This is a genomic window from Acinetobacter sp. YH12064 (genome assembly GCF_013419735.1).
Taxonomy (GTDB): domain Bacteria; phylum Pseudomonadota; class Gammaproteobacteria; order Pseudomonadales; family Moraxellaceae; genus Acinetobacter; species Acinetobacter amyesii.
This window is the reverse complement of record NZ_VOZP01000001.1, coordinates 260,030-280,398: the sequence shown is the minus strand read 5'-3', so window position 1 is coordinate 280,398 and position 20,369 is coordinate 260,030. Positions and strand designations below refer to the sequence as shown.

Below are 20,369 nucleotides of genomic sequence, written 5' to 3'. Positions count from 1 at the left end.
AAATCTTTTCATTAGGTACGTTTATGTATCGTTTTATGAATTATAAAATTATTGTATTAGCAAGTGCTGTGCTGCTGACCGCTTGTGGTCAGTCTGGTGCATTGCATTTACCTTCAGATGCAAATGCAGATAAGCGCGCAAAATATCTGATTTATCCAGATACGCCTGCACAGCAAAAGCAGGAAAAACAAGCGGATTCTGTTCCAACTGAATCGGAATCTTCAAATTCTAACCCTACACCTTAATGCTTTTATAGAAAGGATACTTTCATGAGTTTCACCCGTACGAATGGGGTATTGCATGCAGAGCAATGTTCTTTACAACAGCTTGCACAGCAATATGGCACACCGCTTTATGTTTATTCAAAAGCTACTTTTGAAAAGCATTATTCAGATATGGATCGTGCATTTAGCTTTATCGACCATCAAATTTGTTTTGCGGTAAAGTCAAACTCTAATCTTGCGGTGTTAAACGTACTTGCCAAGCAGGGCGCTGGTTTTGATATCGTGACGGGTGGTGAACTCGCACGTGTATTAAAAGCCGGTGGTGAAGCTTCTAAAATTGTATTCTCTGGTTTGGGTAAAACTGAAGCCGATATCCAAAAAGCGTTGGACGTGGGTATTGCATGTTTTAACGTTGAATCACATGCAGAGTTGGATCGAATCCAAAAAGTTGCTGCGGCAATGGGTAAGAAAGCACCGATTTCATTGCGTGTAAATCCAGATGTGGATGCTAAAACCCATCCTTATATCTCTACGGGTTTAAAAGAAAATAAATTCGGCATTCCTTCAGACAGTGTTTTTGAAACTTATGCTTATGCGGCATCATTGCCAAATCTTGAGATTATCGGGATTGATTGTCATATCGGCTCACAGTTGACTGAAACTCAGCCTTTTGTTGATGCACTTGATCGTGTCATTGTGATGATCAATCAACTGAAAGAGATGGGTATTCATCTAAAACACATCGATATTGGTGGTGGTTTAGGCGTAACGTACAAAGACGAAGTTCCGCCAACCGTTGAAGAATATGCTCAGGCAATGCGTCCGGCATTAGAAAAATTAGGCCTTAAGGTGTATATGGAACCGGGGCGTAGTATTTCTGCAAATGCAGGGGTGTTGTTAACTAAAGTTGATTTGCTCAAACCGACCAATCATCGTAATTTTGCCATTATTGATGCCGCAATGAACGACTTAATCCGTCCCGCTTTATATGAAGCATGGATGGATATTCAGGAAGTAACGCCTCGTACTGATACAGAAAAGAAAGACTGGGATGTTGTTGGCGCGATTTGCGAAACCGGTGATTTCCTCGGTAAGCAACGTCAGTTGGCGATTCAAGAAAATGACGTGCTTGCAGTATTGGGTGCGGGTGCTTATGGTTTTGTCATGAGTTCAAACTACAACAGCCGCGGACGTGCTGCTGAAGTAATGGTTGACGGTGATCAGTCTCATTTGATTCGTGAGCGTGAAACCATCGAATCATTATGGGAACGTGAACGTTTATTGCCTTAAGGAGAAATTCGAGATGTTATTAGAATTTACCAAAATGCATGGCCTTGGCAATGATTTTATGGTGGTCGATCTAATTAGCCAACGGGCTTATTTAGATACAGTGACGATTCAGCGTTTGGCCGACCGTCATTTTGGTATTGGTTTTGATCAGCTTTTGATTGTAGAGCCACCTGATTTACCCAACGTCGATTTTAAATATCGTATTTTTAATGCAGATGGTTCTGAAGTTGAACAATGCGGTAATGGCGTACGTTGTTTTGCGCGCTTTGTGCATGAACGTAAGTTGACCAGCAAAACCAAAATCAAAGTACAAACCAAGTCAGGTATCGTAGAGCCTGAATTAGGTGCAAATGGTTGGGTGCGCGTTAACATGGGTTATCCTCGCTTTTTGCCGCATGAAATTCCATTTATTGCGGAAGAGCCTGATAACTTATACGACATTGCATTGGCGAATAATGAACAGCTCACCATTGATGTAGTGAGTATGGGTAATCCGCATGCAGTAACGATCGTTCCTAACGTTATTACTGCAGACGTCGCTAAAATTGGTCCACAAGTCGAATCGCATGAGCGTTTTCCACAGCGAGTAAATGCTGGCTTTATGCAAATCGTGGATGAGAAACATGCACGCTTACGTGTATTTGAACGTGGTGTCGGTGAAACGATGGCCTGTGGTACAGGTGCTTGTGCAGCGGCAGTATCAGGTATGCGTCGTGGTTTATTAGCCAATTCGGTCGAAATAGAGTTGGCAGGTGGTAAGCTGCAAATTGAGTGGCAAGAAGGTGGTGTAGTCTGGATGACTGGACCAACTGCAACAGTTTACGAAGGACGCTTAGATTTAAGCTACTTCCAAGGTTAAAATCAAAGCCCTGATTCATTCAGGGCTTTTTTTCATAAAATAAAAAGTGAATAAAAAATTATAATTCAATGGGATTGTAGTCAACATGGAACAAATAAACGAACAAATAAACGAAGAAATAAAAGAAGAAATCTTAGAACAACTTTTTCATAAAGCCTTACATGAACCCGCGTATCGACCCGAATTTTTAGCTCAATTATTAGCGGCCAATGTGTATTGTGTGGGAAAAACAGGGGGACGTGATTCACGTATTGCCGAAGCTTTGATCTTGGATGAAGGCGACAGTGTTCAATTGAAATCATGGGAAGATGAAACTTATGATTGCTTCATCCCGTTCTTTACTTCTTTGGAAAAAATGCGGTTGGCAATATCTGAAGAGGAGTCGCATATCCGGCTACTAACCAAGGCATTATTTGAAATGAACATGGGGGCAAGGCTTGTATTGAATCCACAAACACCTGATGCGACGAAGGACTTTGTACCAGAAGAAATTCAACATTTGCTGAACGGGCAGTATATTCAGCCCTCAGAAAACTATGAAGTTACGGAAGATACGGAAGTTTTAATTGGTCAGCCGGCAGAATATCCGCAGTTTATGATTGATCAATTAAGTATTTTTTTCGGCACAGAGCGCGTGGTAAAAGCTGCTTATTTGGCGCAAATGCTGAATAAAGTTCGAGATGATTCACCAACTTTGCTGATCGGACTAGATTTAGAAGCAGGATTATCTGAACAACAAATTCAAGATTTACACAGTAAAATTGGTCGTATCACACAGGACAGTTTAAAAGAGCAATGCCCAGTGGATTTAATCCATGTCGATCCGCACAGTGTGGATGGTGTAGAAGGGTATTTGCTTAATGAAACGCAAGCTTTTTACCAACGTGTTGATGGTAAGCCTAAGGGGTTCTTTGCTAGACTCTTTTCATAAAACAGATATGTAAGATCGCTTTAGAGAACGTACCACAACGCTAAAGCACATGTTGAAATGGGAGAAGACAGATGACGATGGATCAGAGTCAACTACTGGCTATGTGGTTGAAGGAACGTGAAATTCAAAATCAGTCTAAACATACCTTGCAAGCCTATGAGCGTGATGTCAGTGATTTTCTCCAATTTTGTACAATACGCAACTTGCCACTGCATGATGTTGAAAAGTCAGATCTGCGTGAATTTGTTGCTCATAAAGTGGAACAGTTTCAGCTCAGTCCAAGTAGTTTGCAGCGCATCTTATCTTCGATACGCCAATTTATGAAATGGGCAGAACAAGGAAATTATCTCAATTTTAATCCTGCAGATGATTTTCAGCTCAAACGCCAATCACGTCCTTTACCTGGATTGGTCGATATTGAAACCATTAAACAAATCATGGAACAGCCTGAGCCAGAAAGTGAAACTCAACGGCAGCTTTGGATACGTGATAAAGCGATTTTGGAGCTGCTATATTCAAGTGGTTTACGTTTGGCTGAAGTGCAGGGCTTAACCATTCGAGATATTGATTTTAATCGCCAACTGTTACGTATTACGGGTAAAGGGAATAAAACGCGCATTGTACCTTTTGGTTTTAAAGCCAAAGAGGCTGTGATGCATTGGTTGCAATTATATCCTGCATGGCATGGTGATTTTGTCCCAGAAGCCCAAGTTTTTATCACTCAAAAAGGTAATCCACTGGGGGTAAGACAAATAGAAAATCGAGTTAAATTTCAAGCTCGACGTGCAGGTGTAAATGTCGATTTACATCCGCATTTATTACGACATTGCTTCGCTAGCCATATGTTGTCCAATAGCGGTGACTTGCGTGCTGTACAAGAAATGTTGGGGCATAGTAATTTAACCACTACACAAATTTATACCCATGTGGATTTTGATCGATTGGCACAAGTTTATGATCAGGCCCATCCAAGGGCACAGCATAAAGATTCGTAACAATTGCAAAAACGACTTTGGTACTCAGTGGTCTAAATTTTGCTTAAATTTACAGGCTAGATTTCACATTTTGTATCCTAAAGTGGTCTACTTCATGAAAATTAAATAAGGATGTGAAAAAATATTGGTAAAATTGACCGACATTTTGAACTATTGTCGCATTATAAAAATTCAAATTATCGGGTATAAAAATTGTCCATTATTGAATTGACGTAAGTGCTGAAGTGAAATTCGCCATTTACTAAATTGCTGTACCGTTAAAAATATATAGGCCATACCATGATTTCAGATATTCAAGAAAAATATGACCAGTTAAATGGTCAGCAAAAAGAAATTTTTGCAGGATACGGCTTACGCCAGATCAAACACTTTGTTGAAATCAGTTTGCCTGAAGTAGAAGCTGTATTGCCTGAAGGTGCGCAGCTACAAGGGATTAATGCCGATGGTAAAGTTCAGGCGTTTAATGCGAAGACGGGCCAATACTTTATTTGGATTTCGGATAAACAATGGCAGCTTACCAATAAAGCAACTGCGAAATTTGACAGTAAAGAAGATGCCCTCACCATTTGGCGTATTTTTAATTTGGCAAAGTATGAACTTATTGACCTAAGCCATATCCATCGTGACTTTTTGGAAAATCAGCCAGCTTAAACCATTGGTCAAATAAACAACTCATGGGCTATCTTCATTGGTTTTGGATGTTTAGCCCTTATATCACCCGCACCATGACATGTTGTGATGCTTATGAGCAGAGCGTTAAAGTGTCTACCTCGTTTGGTTTTAAGCTTTCAAATAAACATTTGAGATAAGCTAGTGGACGTCTTTGCAAAACTTATGATGCTAAACAAAATCTCTAAATGTAAACCCATTTTGCTGTTCAGTAATCAATTCGCTTAGTTTTAATAGCGAGAGCCTGTAAATCCAATCAGTTGTATTCTTGTTTAAGAAATTAACCTCAAAGGTTCCTTAGATTGTGTTCGTTCATTTGCCGCAAATTATTATTTTTCTTTGCTTAAAATATAATGAAATACCGCATAGCTAGGTATTTGCATTCGAGGCTGTGAAGGTAGTCCGTCACTACATTGCCAAGCTTGTAGTATCAGCCTCGTCGTTTCTGATGCTTGAGTTGTTCCTTGGCAGATTGATTGTGTGGTTATAAATCTTCTAACGGTAACTGGAAGCTTTGTTTAATGATTTGGCTAGGTAAATCAGTCTTTACACTGGTGATGCCATTTTTCTTGGTTAAGTGAGTAGACTGAAATTTACGGTAACTTTCTAGGTCAGGCACCACTACTTTGAGCATTGCATCGCACTCACCCAAAATAATGTAGCACTCCATGACTTGAGGAAGTTCTTTCATCGCTTCGATAAAAGTATCGATTGTTTCAGCATCTTGCCCAGTCAGCCAAATACGAGAGAATAAAATCAATTGAAAGCCAATCTTTTGTGGATCGACCACGGTGGTGTAATTCTGAATCACACCTGCTTCTTCGAGTAATTTGACCCGACGTAAACAAGAAGAAGGCGAGAGTCCAATTTCCTTGGCTAAGTCATTATTTTGCATGCGGCCATTATTTTGAAGTGCGCGAATGATATTCTTATCAATACGATCTAGTTTAACTAGAATTGACTTAGAAGATGTCTTCATAAAATAGAATATAATTCTAAAAATAATATCTATTATAGAATATTTGATATCCTATTTTAAAGCGATTCAAACATACTAATTTCACTTTCAGGACATAGAAAGGGAAAATTGAAATGTCTGTATTTGCTTTGTTTGCCTTAACGGTAATTCCCCTTATTTTCACACCAGGACCCGATATGCTTTTTATCCTGTCACAAGTGATGGGTAAGGATGCAAAAGCAGGCATGATGGCAACAGTGGGGGTATGCTCAGGTTACTTGGTTCACTCGATTTTGGTGGCATTGGGTATTGCTGCGATTATCGTGTCATTTCCACTACTGTTTGAAACAATCCGCTGGTTGGGGATTGCTTATCTTTTATATTTGGCAACGCATTTACTGCGTTCAGTATTTAGCAGTAAAAAATTAAGTATTGAGAAAAAGTCAGCGTCCAACCCGATTAAAAAAGGCTTTTTTACGGCTTTACTGAACCCGAAAGGAATGTTGATATATTTTGCAATTTTGCCGCAATTTATCAATAAATCAGCGAGTACCGTGAGTCAAGGTTTGATTTTGTCCTTCATTTTTATTGGGCTGATTTTTGTGGTGTATTGTAGTTTAAGTGTGGTCTTTGCACGTATTACACAAAAAACTCAAATTGATGAACGCAAACAAAAGTGGATCGATGGTACATCAGGCGGTTTATTGGCTTTTGCTGCGACATGGTTAATTGCCAATTAAAAACAGTAAATGTAAATAGAAATAAATGCCTTAACTAAAACCTTCGTGGAAGCGGAGGTTTTTTTATATGTGCTGAATATCGGCAGATATTAAGAATAAGAACAGGAGAAAAACACGCCAATTAGCTTCAGAAAAGTGAAATGAACGCTAAATTCATTATGCTTCTATCTTAAATGACAAGTTTAGATATGTTGCCGAATGTGTAGAGGGAAAGCTCTATTTCAGAAAGATTGATCGAAAATTGATATTAAATCAGATCTTTTGATGAGCTAAATCAAGTAAAAAATAATAAAAATCAATGCTTAAAAAATAACTGAATAATGCGTTTTTTTGGATAACTGAACCATTCTCTAAAAAATGTGAACGATAAGTTCAAGGAAATTACGCTTTTTTACAGGTCTTTCGATAATTGTGACTTGACCGAAATGCCGTACACATTGCAAGATAGGGCACCTAAAAAATTTAAAGTGAAGAGTTAATATAACTTTTCTCAACATTTACATTTGCTAAAACAGCCGAGGATTACATGAAGGCTCTTGTTGCTGTAAAACGTGTGGTTGATGCCAACGTTAAAGTTCGCGTTAAGCCGGACAACAGTGGTGTTGACTTAACGAACGTTAAAATGTCAATTAACCCATTCTGTGAAATCGCAGTGGAAGAAGCGGTTCGTTTAAAAGAAAAAGGAACTGTTTCAGAAATCGTTGTTGTTTCTATTGGTCCTAAAGAAGCTCAAGAACAAATCCGTTCTTCTATGGCGCTTGGTGCAGACCGCGGTATCCTTGTTGAAGCTGACGACAGCCAGTTAGGTGCACTTGAAGTTGCAAAAATCCTAAAAGGTGTCGTTGAAGCTGAACAGCCTCAATTGATCCTTCTTGGTAAACAAGCAATTGATGACGACTCTAACCAAGTTGGTCAGATGCTTGGCGCGCTTTTAGGTGCTGGCCAAGGTACTTTCGCTTCAGAAGTTAAAGTTGAAGGCGACAAAGTACAAGTGACTCGTGAAATTGACGGTGGTTTACAAACTGTTGAACTTGCACTTCCTGCAATTATCACTACTGACTTGCGTTTGAATGAGCCACGTTATGCTGCTCTTCCAAACATCATGAAAGCGCGTAAAAAACCGCTTGATACTAAGTCACCTGCTGATTATGGCGTTTCACCTGCGACTAAGCTTAAAACTGTTAAAGTTGAAGCTCCTGCAGAACGTAAAGCGGGCGTACAAGTGAAGTCTGTAGACGAGCTTGTAGATAAATTGAAAAACGAAGCGAAAGTGATCTAATACAGAAGGATAAAAATCATGAGTATTTTAGTTATCGCTGAGCACGACAACAAAGCACTAAATGGTGCAACTCTTAACGTTGTTGCTGCAGCGCAAAAAATCGGTGGTGATATCACTGTATTAGTAGCTGGTTCAGGCGCTCAAGCAGTTGCAGACCAAGCAGCTAAAGTTGCGGGTGTAAGCAAAGTATTACTTGCTGACGACGCTGCTTATGCTAATCAATTGGCTGAAAACGTTGCTAAATTAGTTGCTTCTATCGGTGCGGGTTACACTCACATCCTTGCTGCTTCTACGACAACGGGCAAAAACGTACTTCCACGTGCTGCTGCGCTACTTGACGTAAGCATGATCACTGACATCATTGCTGTTGAAGGTCCTAAAACTTTCAAACGTCCAATCTATGCAGGCAACGCGATTGCAACTGTAGAGTCTGGCGAGTCTGTTGTAGTTGCGACTGTTCGTGGTACTGCATTTGATGCTGTTGCAAGCGAAGGCGGCTCTGCTGCAGTTGAAGCTATTGCATCTACTGGTGATGCTGGTATTTCTAAGTTCGTTTCTGAAGAAATCGTGAAATCTGAACGTCCAGAATTAACAGCTGCGCGTATTGTTGTTTCAGGCGGTCGTGGTGTTGGTTCAGGTGAAAACTATCACACTGTTCTTGATCCATTAGCGGACAAGCTTGGTGCTGCGCAAGGCGCATCTCGTGCAGCAGTTGATGCTGGTTTCGTACCAAACGATATGCAAGTGGGTCAAACAGGTAAAATCGTTGCTCCTGACTTGTACATCGCTGTAGGTATCTCTGGTGCGATTCAGCACTTGGCAGGTATGAAAGAATCTAAAGTGATCGTTGCGATCAACAAAGATGAAGAAGCGCCAATTAACTCAGTAGCTGATTACTGGTTAGTAGGTGACTTGAACACTGTAGTTCCAGAATTAGTATCTAAAATCTAATTTCTGAACACAGTTCAAGACGCTCCTAAGCTTATGGTTTAGGGGCGTTTTTATTGTTTGAAGAATTAGTAGGTCTTCTTGGTTATGTTTAATCGATTAATTATACGTAAATGTAAATATATAAATTGCAGTTAGATGTTTCATGCTTATGAGGGTAGTGGATTCTTAGTTTAGTAGTTCAAAATTCATATAGTGTTTCTTATTATTGGTATTAGACACTACTGTAGCGTAAGCTAAACGTATGTTGAAACTTAAATGGTAAGTAAGCAGGCGCAATCGCTTGGTAATAGGATGGAGATAAATAAATTATAAAAATACAAAGATTTAAAATAAAATAATAAAAATTTATCCTTCAAGTTTGAATCTTAAACTTAAAGCAAGCTTAAAGGATTGTATATTTTGTGTTAACATTGCTGTTTTATTGAACTTGCCCTTTAGGCGGAGTCTCCCTTTGAAATTTGATTTTCAGTTACCAGTCAGTGTATTGGTGCTGATGATCTGCTGTTTACTTTTTCCTGTTTTACAAAGTATCTCTTTTCCTTTATTTGATGGAATGACTGTTACAGCAGTTGAATCGGTCCAAGCATTGTTATTGCTGTTTTTTGCGATTTATACTTTTTTCTATATTCGACCACTTGAAATGCAAGATGGAAAGAAACAATTTTGGTTGTGGGCTGTCGCATGGTGGTTGTTGCTATTTGGTCGCAGTATTAGTTGGGGACGTGACTATTTTCCTGATGTGCCTAAACCGTATTTTCGTTTAATTTCGGTATTCATGATTGCACCAGTCGTCTTTATGCTGTTTTCGCCTTATTTGCGTCAAGAAATTGTACATAAACTAAAAACCTTGGCTTTGCCAATTTGGCCATTCGGCTTGGTGATATTGGGCTTACTGATTTCTGATGCAGTTGAGCATAGTCGAAGTCTTAGTTTTTTATTTTTGTATGATTTGGCTTGTAAAGATTTCATCGAAGAAGTTTATGAATTTCCGCTTATTTTAGGTTTGTTTTTAACAGCATACCCATGGATGCAGCAGGATCATGTACCTCAAGAATTAGAGGTCATGCAATATCATAAAGAGTGATTTTTATCACATTTATGGGTCTAAATTTGAAGCTTCGAGAAGAAATATTTTGAACATTAAACAACCTCTATTCTTAGAGGTTTTTTTCACAGCAAATAAAATCAAAATGCTTAAAATAAATACAAAAAATCATGGTTCTAGTGCAAGATGATTGGCACAAAAATTAGGGTTTTTATGCTATACTGTCCGACTTGATTTTTGATATTGGTTCAGTGTTTTTTGAACTAATTTTTACAGATTTACGATATATAAATGCGGGCAGAATTCTGCTTGTATAACAAGGAGTATGCATGAGCGTATCGGAAATTAGACCGATTGCCATTGAGGATGAACTGAAGAGCTCATATCTCGATTATGCAATGAGCGTGATTGTGTCACGTGCGTTGCCAGATGTCCGAGATGGTCTCAAACCTGTTCACCGTCGTGTGCTTTTTGCAATGCACGAATTGGGCAATGACTACAACAAAGCTTACAAAAAGTCTGCCCGTGTAGTCGGTGACGTCATCGGTAAATATCACCCACATGGTGACTTAGCTGTATACGAAACTATTGTTCGTATGGCTCAAGATTTCAGCTTACGCTACCAATTGGTTGATGGTCAGGGTAACTTCGGTTCTGTCGATGGTGACAGTGCAGCAGCAATGCGTTATACCGAAGTTCGTATGCGTAAATTGACCCACGAACTTTTAGCGGATCTTGAGAAAGATACCGTAGAGTGGGAAGACAACTACGACGGTTCTGAGCGTATTCCACAAGTCATGCCAACACGTGTGCCTAACTTGTTGATTAACGGTGTAGCTGGTATTGCTGTAGGTATGGCAACCAATATGGCTCCGCATAACATGACAGAAGTCATTAATGCATGTCTTGCTTATGCCAACGATCCGCACATCAGCATTGAAGGGTTAATGGAACATATTTCTGGTCCAGACTTCCCTACAGGCGGTATCATTTACGGTAAATCAGGCATTGTCGATGCGTACCGTACTGGTAAAGGCCGTTTGCACATCCGTGGTAAATATCACATTGAAGAAGACCAAAAATCGGGCCGTAGCACGATTGTCTTCACTGAAATTCCTTATCAAGTTAACAAAGCAAAAACCATTGAACGTATTGCTGAGTTGGTCAAAGAGAAAAAACTTGAAGGTATTTCTGAACTTCGTGATGAATCAGATAAAGAAGGGATGCGTATTGCAATTGACTTGAAGCGTGGTGAAAACGCTGAAGTGATTGTAAATAACTTATTCCAAAATACCCAATTAGAAAATTCATTCAGCATTAACATGGTCTGCCTCGATAATGGTCAGCCTAAGTTAATGAACTTGAAAGATATTATTGCAGCGTTTATCCGTCACCGTCAGGAAGTGGTTACACGCCGTACCATGTTCGAATTGCGTAAAGCACGTGAACGTGGACATATCTTAGAAGGTTTGACGGTTGCTCTGGCAAATATCGATGCGATCATTGAAACCATCAAAACATCTGCAAATCCAAGCGAAGCGCGCGAACGTTTACAAGCGGGCGAGTGGGCAGGCGGTGGTGTCGTTGCATTGCTTGAAAAAGCGGGTGCGGTATCTGTCCGTCCAGATGAAATTGAAGGCGAAGATCCATCACGTCCATTTGGTTTAACAGGTGATATTTATCGTCTGTCTCCAACCCAAGTAGGTGCGATCTTAGAACTTCGTTTACATCGCTTAACTGGTCTAGAACAAGACAAGTTACAAGCTGAATATACAGAAATTCTTGGTCAAATTGCTGAATACACGGCAATTTTGAACGATTTCAACTTGTTGATGAACGTGATTAAAGAGGAATTGGCTTTAATCCTTCAACAATATGGCGATGCACGTCGTACCGATATCGTGGAATCACGTATCGACTTCTCTCGTGAAGATTTAATCCCTGAAGAGCAAATGGTACTAACTGTTTCTAAATCAGGCTATGCAAAAACTCAACCATTGTCAGACTACGCTGCACAGCGTCGTGGTGGACGTGGTAAGTCTGCAACTTCAATGAAAGAAGACGATTACATCCAACATTTGATCGTGACTTCAAACCACGCAACAGTGCTTTGCTTTACCAATGTGGGTAAAGTTTATCGTTTGAAAGTGTATGAAGTACCTCAAGCTTCTCGTGGTGCGAAAGGTCGTCCGATGGTGAACTTATTGCCATTAGATGAAAACGAAACCATCACCGCTATTTTACCTGTGGTTGATGCGCCGAAGAAATTTAAAGAACGCTTGGCTGACTTTAAAGCATTTGTAAAAGCCAATAGTGCACAGCTACAAACCAATGAAGTGATTAACAGTCATTTTGCAGGCTTAGAAGCTGCACTTGCTGAGACTGAAGACGGTGCAGATGATTTATCTGACGCACTTCGTATTCAGTTGAAACAATTGGGTCTAGAGTTATCTACGACTGATCTTGATGATGAAATCATCAATGACTTTGCACAGCAAGCAGAAGCCGTTCGTAAAAACTTCTACGTATTTATGGCAACAGAATACGGTACGATTAAACGTGTTGAGTTAGAACAATTCTCGAATGTTCGTTCTAACGGTCTACGTGCGATTGAACTCAATGGTGATGACACCTTAATTGGTGTTGCTATTACTGATGGCGAACAACAAATCATGTTGTTCTCAAACGAAGGTAAAGCCATTCGTTTTGCAGAAACTGACGTGCGTTCAATGGGCCGTTCTGCCAAAGGTGTCCGTGGTATGCGCGTGACCATTGGTGCGGCAGCTCAAGCTGAAGACGCTGAGGATGCGGATGTCGAGTCGGATGATGACGATACCTCTGATTCAGCTCTCATTAGCCGTATAGTGTCATTGGTAGTTGTTCCGGAAACTGGTGAAGTACTTTGTGCTTCAGCTAATGGTTATGGTAAACGTACACCAGTAGATGACTTCCCAACCAAGAAACGTGGCGGTAAAGGTGTTATTGCAATTAAAACATCTGAACGTAACGGTGAACTTGTTGGTGCGGTAGCGATTGATGCGTCTAAAGAGCTAATGTTAATTTCAGATGGCGGTACGTTGGTTCGTACACGTGCGTCTGAAGTGGCACAAACAGGTCGTAATGCTCAAGGTGTTCGTTTGATCCGTTTAGGTGAAAGCGAAATCTTAGTCGGTGTTGTGGCGATCGAAGCAGTTGAAGAAGACGAAACTTTTGAAGAAGTGGAAGCAATCGAAACTGAGCAGCTTGTAGATGACTCAACGATTATTGATCAAAATGACAATGAATCAGATCTCAATGAGCCTGAAGAAGACTAATTGAAGATTGAGAAAAGAGGGCGCTACGGCGTCCTTTTTGATAGATGAATAGTATTAACAAAAATTTATATAAACAAGAATAGTGACTTAAATGTATTTCAAAAAATTAATTAGAACCAAAGGAATAGTCATTTGTTTTGCATTAATGGGATGTAGTGAGCCGACGTCTGTAGAGTTTAATGAAGGTATAAAAAAAGAATCATCTATTCCTTATAAGCTGACACCTTTGCAACTTAAACACATTGAGCAATTGTATGTTGCTATACGTGATAAAGATTTAGATCAAATCCAGAAAATAACAGATGAGAAGTTTTATCAAGCTTTGTTAGAAGATCCAACATTATTACCAGAAATATCTTCATATATTCCATATTTTGAAAAAGTTTTAGATTATAAAATGTTGGAATATAAAAGTATTAAAAATAGTGTGCATGGTGAACTAATTGAAGCAAACCTTAAGTATGAATACGAGCAGCAAACTGTATTTTACACCGTATTATTTAAACAAGATGATCCTTTGGCTAAAATTATCGGTAGTCATCTAAAGTTGGTACTTAAATAAACCCTTAGAATTTTCAGTGGTACTTTATTTAAATACATTAAAAGTGAAGCTCATTTACCTTGCGTAAGTGAACAGAGTTTAATTTAATGTACTGTCAACAAGTTGGAAAGAGAAAAGTTAAAGAGATATCTTAATTTTAATATCAACTTTGAAGTTTTATATATACTCAAAAGCTTAAATTAGGAATAAGTGTGGTTATGAAGGCAAATTTTTTGTTACTAGGTTGTGTCATAGCGTTGTCAGGTTGTGACCAAATTGGCCAAAAAGCATTAAATGCAATACCAGACCCAAGTGTTGAACAGACTGAAGTAGCCCAAGCTGCCTATGATCAATTACGTGAAGGCAATTTTGATAAGCTGTACACTTACTTTGAACCAGAACTCAAAGCGAAGTTTGAACAGAATGAAAAAGAGCTGCGTAAATTTGCACGAGGTATTCCGAAACAAGATTACTCACGTAAAAATATAGTGGCTAAGCACATTGAAAAATCGACTGAAAAGCCGTCTTTATATACAGTTACTTATGAGTACGGTTATACCAATAAAAACCTTGTACAGTACGATGTAAGTTTTGATAAACCCGCAGGAAGTAACAAAATTCGAGATTTTAATATTTCAGTTTTTGGCGAAAAAAATAAATAAAATTAGGTAAAAAATAAAACAAAGCTGTAAAAAAGGACGCCTAAGCGTCCTTTTTTATGTCATAAAATTAAGCTACATCTTTTAAATTAGAGGCATAATTTTTTTGTTTTTCAGTATCAAATTGGCCTTCCCATTTACTGATCACCAGTACAGCAAGCGCGTTACCAATTACATTCAGTACAGTACGTGCCATATCTAAAATACGGTCAATACCAGCAATAAATGCCAGACCTTCAAGAGGAATACCGACACTACCAAGAGTCGCCAGCAAGACCACGAAAGAAACGCCAGGTACACCTGCAATCCCTTTAGAGGTAATCATCAAGGTCAGTACTAGAATCACTTGTTGAGTGATTGTCAGATCGATCCCGTAAAGCTGAGCAATAAAGATAGCCGCAATACTTTGATATAGGGTCGAACCATCGAGGTTAAATGAATAGCCAATTGGAATCACGAAACTGGTAATCGGTTTCGGAGCACCGTAAGCTTCCATTTTTTCCATAATACGGGGGAGGACGGTTTCAGAACTTGCAGTTGAATATGCGAGAATCAATTCATCTTTTAAGATCTTGATAATGGCCCAAACACTGAAGCCACAAAATTTAGCAACTGCACCTAATACAATGAAAATAAAGAAGAAGATTGCACCATAAACTAAAACTGCGAGTTTAAGCAGTGGCACAAGTGAGCTGAAGCCGAAATTCGCAACAGTTGCAGCAATCAAGCCGAATACACCAATAGGTGCAAACATCATGATCATGTGCGTAACTTTAAACATCGTTTCAGAAACAGCGGTCAACACTTTAATTAAAGGTTGTTTTACTTCTTGATCAAGCGCACCTAAACCTACACCAAACATCACAGAGAAAAAGATGATTGGGAGCATTTGACCACTCGTCAAAGCTGCAAAAAAGTTAGATGGAATAAGTGAAAGTATTGTTTGAATCAAACCATGAGAATGTTCACTGACTTCATGTGTTGTTTCTTGATACTTTGAAATATCGACTTGCGTCAATGCAGACATATCAATGCCGGCACCAGGTTGGAATACGTTGGCTGCAACTAAACCGACTAAAATAGCAACGGTAGTAATGATTTCAAAATAAATAATTGTTTTGAAACCAAGTTTACCTAAGTTACTACCGTGACTTGTATTGGCAATACCTAAAATAAGCATCGACACAACAAGCGGAATAACGATCATCTTAATAAGGTTAATAAAAATTGAACCCAAAGGCGTCAAAAAGTTATTAACTAAAGCATCACGATATTCAGGAGAATAGTGTAGGAAAGCACCAACAAGTATACCTAGAATGAGAGCAATCAGGATTTGCCAGGCAAGGCTCACCTTAATCTTTTTCATACATCAGCTCTTATGTCAGATTTGGGAGAAAAAAGCCCACAGTCATCCACGAACAAATGTTGCAGACAGACTGAGTCCGCCATGACAAAAAGTTATGAATAATTTGGGAGATAAATACGACAATATTTTGCAGTTTATATGAGAATACAGCCAACGATTTTGATCAAAACCAAACTGTTTGATCGATAAATTATCATTTTAAGTTGTATAAGCGATTCGATTGTTAAGTTTAATTTATAAAACGAATAAAATTGAGTTATTAATAAACACTTCACAAAATTTCTGATTTGCCTAGAAAGATCGAAAAACTAAATGTGAGCCTGTATTTTTCATTTTTATATAGAAGTTTGCTTTATACTTGTGAGGCAGATAAATCAGTGAAAATTCTATAAATCACACAGATTATCCGAAATAAATTTTAACTTTATATATTTTAATAATAACCAGAGGGCTTGTACGGTGTTGAAAAAATTAGTCGTCATCATCACTTTAATCTTACCTATAACGGCTTGTGAAAAAATCGGCGATTTCTTGATTGCAAAATTCGAATCAAGCCTACCAAGTGAGACAAGTTCACAGCGTGCGAAGTCAGAAAAATTATTCGCAGCACTACACCAACCCCATCAAGACAGCTTTTTGGCATTGGTTGAAGAAAATGTTCGTGATGCGATGCTGGCAGATCCAGAGCTGTTTTCACGTATGAAAAAGCTGATTCCTGCAGGTCAACCTAGCGCTGAGGCGGAAGTGATTCAGCGAATGGCAAATACTCGGCTGGGAGAAGGTAAGACCACAACAATTGTGTATAAATATGATTATCCGCAAAAAGAACTGTATATGAGTGTGGTCTTTGCTGGTCATGATGGAGACGATAAAGTGAAAGGATTCTGGCTTGAAAACGCTGCAGAAAAAGAATCAGATGATTTGGTTACTGAGATCACCTCAGATGTAGATGATTTTGATATTCAAGTGGATGAAGCATCGACTGTGACGCCAACAGCATACAGTTAATAGGTGACAGAAAGCATTAAAATTTGAGACATGCTAAGAAGCAAAGCGTTCGAGTCCATGATGAATAGGTTTGAACGCATTTCGCTTGATCTAGACATGTTTAACAGCGCAAACAGCATTATCGTTTGGAAAGCTTTAAACGCCAGACAGCAAGACATAAAAAAATCAGTCCAATACTTGTGAGATAAAGCAGTTTTGGGATGACGATTACTGTAGGCACACCCATCTGATTGAGTTGAAGGAACATTTGAATGCCTTGGGTCGAAGGTAATGCTTGAGCGAGTATTTGCATCCATTCAGGCATAGCTGCATGTGGCCATGCCGTTCCCGAAAGTAGAAATAGCGGAATAGAACTAAAAACGATGACATGTCCTGCACGTTCTGGCAGGTCAAGAAAGGTGGCTAGATAGAGCGTCATCGCAATAATACAACTGAGGAAGATGGGTACAGCAATGAACATGCCACCAAAATTTCCACCCCGTGGATAGTCGTTCAGCCAAAAGGTAAAACCAAATAAATAGAAGCATCCCAACGTTCCTATGGTCAAAATACACAAGAAGATGCCAGCCAATTGTGTATAGCTCGGACGCCAAGTGGTGTTTTGTCGATAGGTCGCAATCAGCATGCACAGACCCAATAAAATCGTCTGATGAATAATTAAGGGTGCAACCGCTGGGAAAATATAGCTGCCGTAGCCTGAAAGTGGATTAAATAATGGAATCTTATGGATAGATAAAGCTGGGCTAAAATCGGATATATTCTGGAATTTTTCTGCATATTCGACGAGGGCATTTTCCATCGAACTGGCTAAACCTAAGCCAATTTTTTGTGTCTTTAGAAAGTTTGCAGCACTGAGATATAAACCAATTCCACCGGTTTCACCACGGCGAATGCTATTTGAAAGATTACTCGGCAACAGTAAAATCCCATCAGCTTGCTGACTACTGAGCATATTTTCAGCCTCAGCAAAATTACCAGTCACAGCTCGAATTTCTACATTGGGACTATTGGCTACAGCACCAATAATCGTATTGGTGAGTATGCTTTGTTCCTCATCTACCACAATGATGGGGAGCGATTCTGCGTGTTCCGCTTGATAAGCAATGGGATAAAAAAAACTGTAAAGAAAAACAGAAAGCACTAAGGTGGTAAAAATCGAACTGTGCTTCACAATATCTTTAAAGGTTTGAATATAGTGTCTGAACAAATTTGATAGAAATGACACGATTACATTCATATGACTTGCTCCTTTAGTACTTTACGTAGAAAGAAGCTGGCAAGAACAAAATAGAACAGACAGTAAATGATCAGGGTGACAAGCGGTGTGATTGAAATGGAGATTGGGCTACCAATGACCCATTGTTCTGTCTGTAATTTGGCATAAGGCGTATAGGGAATAATATTGGCCCAAAACTTTGTAAACATTGGCGCATTATTCAGCGGCAATGTTACCCCTGCAAAACTCAGTGATGAGCCACCATATACCGCAATAAAACCAAAAGACTTGGTGAGATCACGCGTTGCTAAAACTACGGTAGAGCTGATAAAGGCATAGGCTGTATAAAAAAACAATTGCCCGAGCAAAATTAGCAATAATGAACCCTGAACAAACCAACCTCGAAACACGATTAGCCAAAACATCCACGCCCATGTCCAAGCGGTAAAAATGAAAACATAACTGAGATTTTTAGCGATTAAAGCTTGAAAGACAGAAGTCGGTTTCACCCATTGATATACAGTGCCATATTTGATTTCTTGACCAACCGAAAATGCGACACAGCAACACAGTAGTAAATGTAGAATCGCAGGAATCATGTAGGGCTCTAAATAGAACTCATAATTTAAACCTGGATTATATAAGGGTGAAATTTTGACATTGGGCGTCGGTGCATCGAGGTAGGGGATGGTATTTTCTAAATACTGATGACCACTAAAATCGGCCATGGCTTGCAGTGTACTCAGTAACATGGCTGATGAAATACTATTGCCAACACTAAAATAGCTTTGGTTATAGGCAATGCTGATTTCTGCATCTTTTGCTTGAACCAGTCGTTGCTCTGCGCCAGCAGGAATATGAATATAGCCCCAAATTTGAGTCTGATTTAAAAGCTTTTCAGCATCATCCATACTGGGTGTAATGGTGGCTACTTTTAAAGTATGGTTGAGCTGCGCAAAATGAGTAATGTTACGGCTTAAACTGCTTTGATCTTGGTCTATGATCGCGATAGGTAAATGATCTGGTTTGCCTTGAGCAAACATATTAGTAAAGAGCAAAATCACAAGGGCGGGGGCAAGTGTGACCATACACAAGTCCCATTTGTGCTGCATTAAATAGCGAAACTCACGCAGAATGCCCCTAAACATTATTTACGCTCTTCAATTTTAAACAACACGCTCATACCCACTTTTAAGTCAGCAATCGGCTGAGCGGGTTTCAGTTGGACTTTAAAACTACGAATGTCATAGCCGCCCGTTTGCCGCGTGGTTTTAATCGTTGCAAATTCACCTTCGGCTTCTATGTGATCAATTTTAAACTCGGCAGATTTGTTTAGCGCCGGTATAAATCCTTGCATGGTCTTGAGTTGATACACTTGAGCATACTGGTCTTCACGTACATTTAAGCTAATCCATAAGCTATCATCTTGAATCAGGCTTACAACGGGCACACCCATTGCAACTAATTCTGAAACTTTGCCATAGGTTTTTGAAATAGTGCCATTGGACGGTGCAAATAACTTGGTTTCAGCCTCAAGTGCATTGGCTTCAGCCAACGCGGCTTGCGCAATCTTGACTTGGGCATCTGCCGAGCTTTGTTGTTGTGGTGTACTGCCACGTTTTGCACGCGCATATTGTTGATAAGACGCTTCTGTCATTTGTGCAGCAGACACTGCGGCAGCTTGCATTTCATCACGGCGTTGTCGTGAAATGACACCTTCTTTATAAAGGTTTTGACCACGTTGGTAGGTGGTTTGCGCCAATTGTTGCTGTGCTTTTAGACTTTGCCAATTGGCATATAAACTATCAATATTTTCTTGTTGAGAGCCACGTTCAGCTGTGGATTGCAGTGCTTGCGCAGATTGGAGTGCAGCTAAAGCCTGTTGTTTCTTTGCATCGACTTCGGGGCTGGTTAAACGAACCAGTGCTTGACCTGCTTGTACTTTTTCACCGTCATGCACATATATTTCTTCGATACGACTGGGTACTTTGGTACTAATGTGGATGGTTTCAGCCTCAACTCGACCTTGTAATTCAACCTGCTTGGGCTGATAACTTTTCCATAAGCCAAATGCAATCAATGCCAAAAGCAGAACTAAGACAATGCCAATCACGAGCTTGATCAAAGCAGATTTATTGCGACTTTGCACTGAGCTTTTTTTCGTCTCTGCATCAGTATTGGTATTCACTTTCTTTGGAGTATCCTCAGCAGTATTTGCTGTAGACGAAACGTTTGAACTCGAGACATTGGATTGGGATGTTTCAGCATTCGCAGAGGCATCTTCTTGGTGATCAGTTGGTTCCTGATTCATATTGTTTCCCCTC

At 39.5% G+C, this 20,369-nt stretch carries 19 protein-coding genes; 14 read left to right on the top strand and 5 right to left on the bottom strand.

What is annotated here, in order from left to right:
- The first annotated feature begins 35 nt into the window (after window positions 1-35).
- The 6 genes from FTU13_RS01445 (at window position 36) to FTU13_RS01420 (ending at window position 4,950) form a co-directional block, all read left to right on the top strand.
- Entirely contained in the window at window positions 36-245 is a 210-nt protein-coding gene (locus tag FTU13_RS01445) for a lipoprotein (RefSeq protein ID WP_373423566.1), read from the top strand.
- 24 nt (window positions 246-269) lie between these two features.
- Window positions 270-1,514, top strand: coding sequence for a diaminopimelate decarboxylase (gene lysA, locus FTU13_RS01440; protein WP_180126393.1), 1,245 nt, complete (start codon window positions 270-272; stop codon window positions 1,512-1,514).
- 13 nt (window positions 1,515-1,527) lie between these two features.
- Window positions 1,528-2,373 carry a diaminopimelate epimerase gene (dapF, locus tag FTU13_RS01435; RefSeq protein ID WP_180126395.1) on the top strand — a complete coding sequence of 282 codons (846 nt, stop codon included), beginning with the start codon at window positions 1,528-1,530 and terminating at the stop codon, window positions 2,371-2,373.
- 85 nt (window positions 2,374-2,458) lie between these two features.
- Window positions 2,459-3,304: an enhanced serine sensitivity protein SseB C-terminal domain-containing protein gene (locus tag FTU13_RS01430; protein WP_180126397.1), complete on the top strand. Its 846-nt coding sequence runs from the start codon at window positions 2,459-2,461 to the stop codon at window positions 3,302-3,304.
- A 71-nt stretch (window positions 3,305-3,375) separates the two neighbouring features.
- The gene (locus FTU13_RS01425; RefSeq protein ID WP_180126399.1) at window positions 3,376-4,299 is read left to right on the top strand and encodes a tyrosine recombinase XerC; all 924 of its coding nucleotides are present in this window, start codon (window positions 3,376-3,378) and stop codon (window positions 4,297-4,299) included.
- Between the two features lie 279 nt (window positions 4,300-4,578).
- Window positions 4,579-4,950, top strand: a complete 372-nt coding sequence (locus FTU13_RS01420) for a hypothetical protein (RefSeq protein WP_218948625.1) — start codon at window positions 4,579-4,581, stop codon at window positions 4,948-4,950.
- Window positions 4,951-5,452: 502 nt separating this feature from the next.
- On the opposite strand, the gene FTU13_RS01415 is transcribed toward FTU13_RS01420, so the two are convergent.
- Window positions 5,453-5,947 carry an Lrp/AsnC family transcriptional regulator gene (locus FTU13_RS01415; protein ID WP_078190405.1) on the bottom strand — a complete coding sequence of 165 codons (495 nt, stop codon included), beginning with the start codon at window positions 5,945-5,947 and terminating at the stop codon, window positions 5,453-5,455.
- Between the two features lie 113 nt (window positions 5,948-6,060).
- Here FTU13_RS01415 and FTU13_RS01410 point away from each other — a divergent pair, with 113 nt between their 5' ends.
- The 7 genes from FTU13_RS01410 (at window position 6,061) to FTU13_RS01380 (ending at window position 14,458) form a co-directional block, all read left to right on the top strand.
- The gene (locus FTU13_RS01410) at window positions 6,061-6,666 is read left to right on the top strand and encodes a LysE family translocator (RefSeq protein ID WP_180126401.1); all 606 of its coding nucleotides are present in this window, start codon (window positions 6,061-6,063) and stop codon (window positions 6,664-6,666) included.
- Between the two features lie 526 nt (window positions 6,667-7,192).
- Window positions 7,193-7,945, top strand: coding sequence for an electron transfer flavoprotein subunit beta/FixA family protein (locus FTU13_RS01405; RefSeq protein ID WP_180126403.1), 753 nt, complete (start codon window positions 7,193-7,195; stop codon window positions 7,943-7,945).
- Between the two features lie 18 nt (window positions 7,946-7,963).
- Entirely contained in the window at window positions 7,964-8,896 is a 933-nt protein-coding gene (locus FTU13_RS01400; protein WP_180126405.1) for an FAD-binding protein, read from the top strand.
- Between the two features lie 451 nt (window positions 8,897-9,347).
- Window positions 9,348-9,980 (top strand): hypothetical protein, encoded by a 633-nt coding sequence (locus tag FTU13_RS01395; RefSeq protein WP_180126407.1) that lies wholly within the window; start codon window positions 9,348-9,350, stop codon window positions 9,978-9,980.
- 290 nt (window positions 9,981-10,270) lie between these two features.
- A complete protein-coding gene (gyrA, locus tag FTU13_RS01390; protein ID WP_180126409.1) occupies window positions 10,271-13,255 on the top strand; it encodes a DNA gyrase subunit A in 2,985 nt (994 codons plus the stop codon).
- Between the two features lie 91 nt (window positions 13,256-13,346).
- Complete coding sequence (locus tag FTU13_RS01385; RefSeq protein ID WP_162689711.1) at window positions 13,347-13,817, top strand: hypothetical protein; 471 nt, start codon at window positions 13,347-13,349, stop codon at window positions 13,815-13,817.
- Window positions 13,818-14,014: 197 nt separating this feature from the next.
- Complete coding sequence (locus FTU13_RS01380) at window positions 14,015-14,458, top strand: DUF3887 domain-containing protein (RefSeq protein ID WP_111883927.1); 444 nt, start codon at window positions 14,015-14,017, stop codon at window positions 14,456-14,458.
- A gap of 67 nt (window positions 14,459-14,525) precedes the next feature.
- Here FTU13_RS01380 and gltP read toward each other — a convergent pair whose 3' ends face one another.
- Entirely contained in the window at window positions 14,526-15,821 is a 1,296-nt protein-coding gene (gene gltP, locus FTU13_RS01375; RefSeq protein WP_180126411.1) for a glutamate/aspartate:proton symporter GltP, read from the bottom strand.
- Between the two features lie 459 nt (window positions 15,822-16,280).
- On the opposite strand from gltP, the gene FTU13_RS01370 reads away from it, so the two are divergent.
- Window positions 16,281-16,829, top strand: coding sequence for a hypothetical protein (locus FTU13_RS01370; protein ID WP_180126413.1), 549 nt, complete (start codon window positions 16,281-16,283; stop codon window positions 16,827-16,829).
- Window positions 16,830-16,947: 118 nt separating this feature from the next.
- On the opposite strand, the gene FTU13_RS01365 is transcribed toward FTU13_RS01370, so the two are convergent.
- Genes FTU13_RS01365 through FTU13_RS01355 form a run of 3 tightly spaced genes read right to left on the bottom strand, consistent with a single transcriptional unit; the run spans window position 16,948 to window position 20,356 of the window.
- Window positions 16,948-18,066: an ABC transporter permease gene (locus tag FTU13_RS01365; RefSeq protein WP_180126415.1), complete on the bottom strand. Its 1,119-nt coding sequence runs from the start codon at window positions 18,064-18,066 to the stop codon at window positions 16,948-16,950.
- On the bottom strand, window positions 18,063-19,193 hold the full coding sequence (locus FTU13_RS01360; protein WP_180126417.1) for an ABC transporter permease: 1,131 nt from the start codon (window positions 19,191-19,193) through the stop codon (window positions 18,063-18,065). Before FTU13_RS01360 ends, FTU13_RS01365 begins: the two co-directional genes overlap by 4 nt.
- Window positions 19,193-20,356 carry an HlyD family secretion protein gene (locus FTU13_RS01355; protein ID WP_111883932.1) on the bottom strand — a complete coding sequence of 388 codons (1,164 nt, stop codon included), beginning with the start codon at window positions 20,354-20,356 and terminating at the stop codon, window positions 19,193-19,195. Before FTU13_RS01355 ends, FTU13_RS01360 begins: the two co-directional genes overlap by 1 nt.
- Window positions 20,357-20,369: the final 13 nt, after the last annotated feature.

Coding starts and splice junctions, on each gene's coding strand:
- FTU13_RS01445 (WP_373423566.1), top strand. CDS start 36: ATGAATTATAAAATTATTGTATTAGCAAGTGCTGTGCTGCTGACCGCT.
- lysA (WP_180126393.1), top strand. CDS start 270: ATGAGTTTCACCCGTACGAATGGGGTATTGCATGCAGAGCAATGTTCT.
- dapF (WP_180126395.1), top strand. CDS start 1,528: ATGTTATTAGAATTTACCAAAATGCATGGCCTTGGCAATGATTTTATG.
- FTU13_RS01430 (WP_180126397.1), top strand. CDS start 2,459: ATGGAACAAATAAACGAACAAATAAACGAAGAAATAAAAGAAGAAATC.
- FTU13_RS01425 (WP_180126399.1), top strand. CDS start 3,376: ATGACGATGGATCAGAGTCAACTACTGGCTATGTGGTTGAAGGAACGT.
- FTU13_RS01420 (WP_218948625.1), top strand. CDS start 4,579: ATGATTTCAGATATTCAAGAAAAATATGACCAGTTAAATGGTCAGCAA.
- FTU13_RS01415 (WP_078190405.1), bottom strand. CDS start 5,947: ATGAAGACATCTTCTAAGTCAATTCTAGTTAAACTAGATCGTATTGAT.
- FTU13_RS01410 (WP_180126401.1), top strand. CDS start 6,061: ATGTCTGTATTTGCTTTGTTTGCCTTAACGGTAATTCCCCTTATTTTC.
- FTU13_RS01405 (WP_180126403.1), top strand. CDS start 7,193: ATGAAGGCTCTTGTTGCTGTAAAACGTGTGGTTGATGCCAACGTTAAA.
- FTU13_RS01400 (WP_180126405.1), top strand. CDS start 7,964: ATGAGTATTTTAGTTATCGCTGAGCACGACAACAAAGCACTAAATGGT.
- gyrA (WP_180126409.1), top strand. CDS start 10,271: ATGAGCGTATCGGAAATTAGACCGATTGCCATTGAGGATGAACTGAAG.
- FTU13_RS01385 (WP_162689711.1), top strand. CDS start 13,347: ATGTATTTCAAAAAATTAATTAGAACCAAAGGAATAGTCATTTGTTTT.
- FTU13_RS01380 (WP_111883927.1), top strand. CDS start 14,015: ATGAAGGCAAATTTTTTGTTACTAGGTTGTGTCATAGCGTTGTCAGGT.
- gltP (WP_180126411.1), bottom strand. CDS start 15,821: ATGAAAAAGATTAAGGTGAGCCTTGCCTGGCAAATCCTGATTGCTCTC.
- FTU13_RS01365 (WP_180126415.1), bottom strand. CDS start 18,066: ATGAATGTAATCGTGTCATTTCTATCAAATTTGTTCAGACACTATATT.
- FTU13_RS01360 (WP_180126417.1), bottom strand. CDS start 19,193: ATGTTTAGGGGCATTCTGCGTGAGTTTCGCTATTTAATGCAGCACAAA.
- FTU13_RS01355 (WP_111883932.1), bottom strand. CDS start 20,356: ATGAATCAGGAACCAACTGATCACCAAGAAGATGCCTCTGCGAATGCT.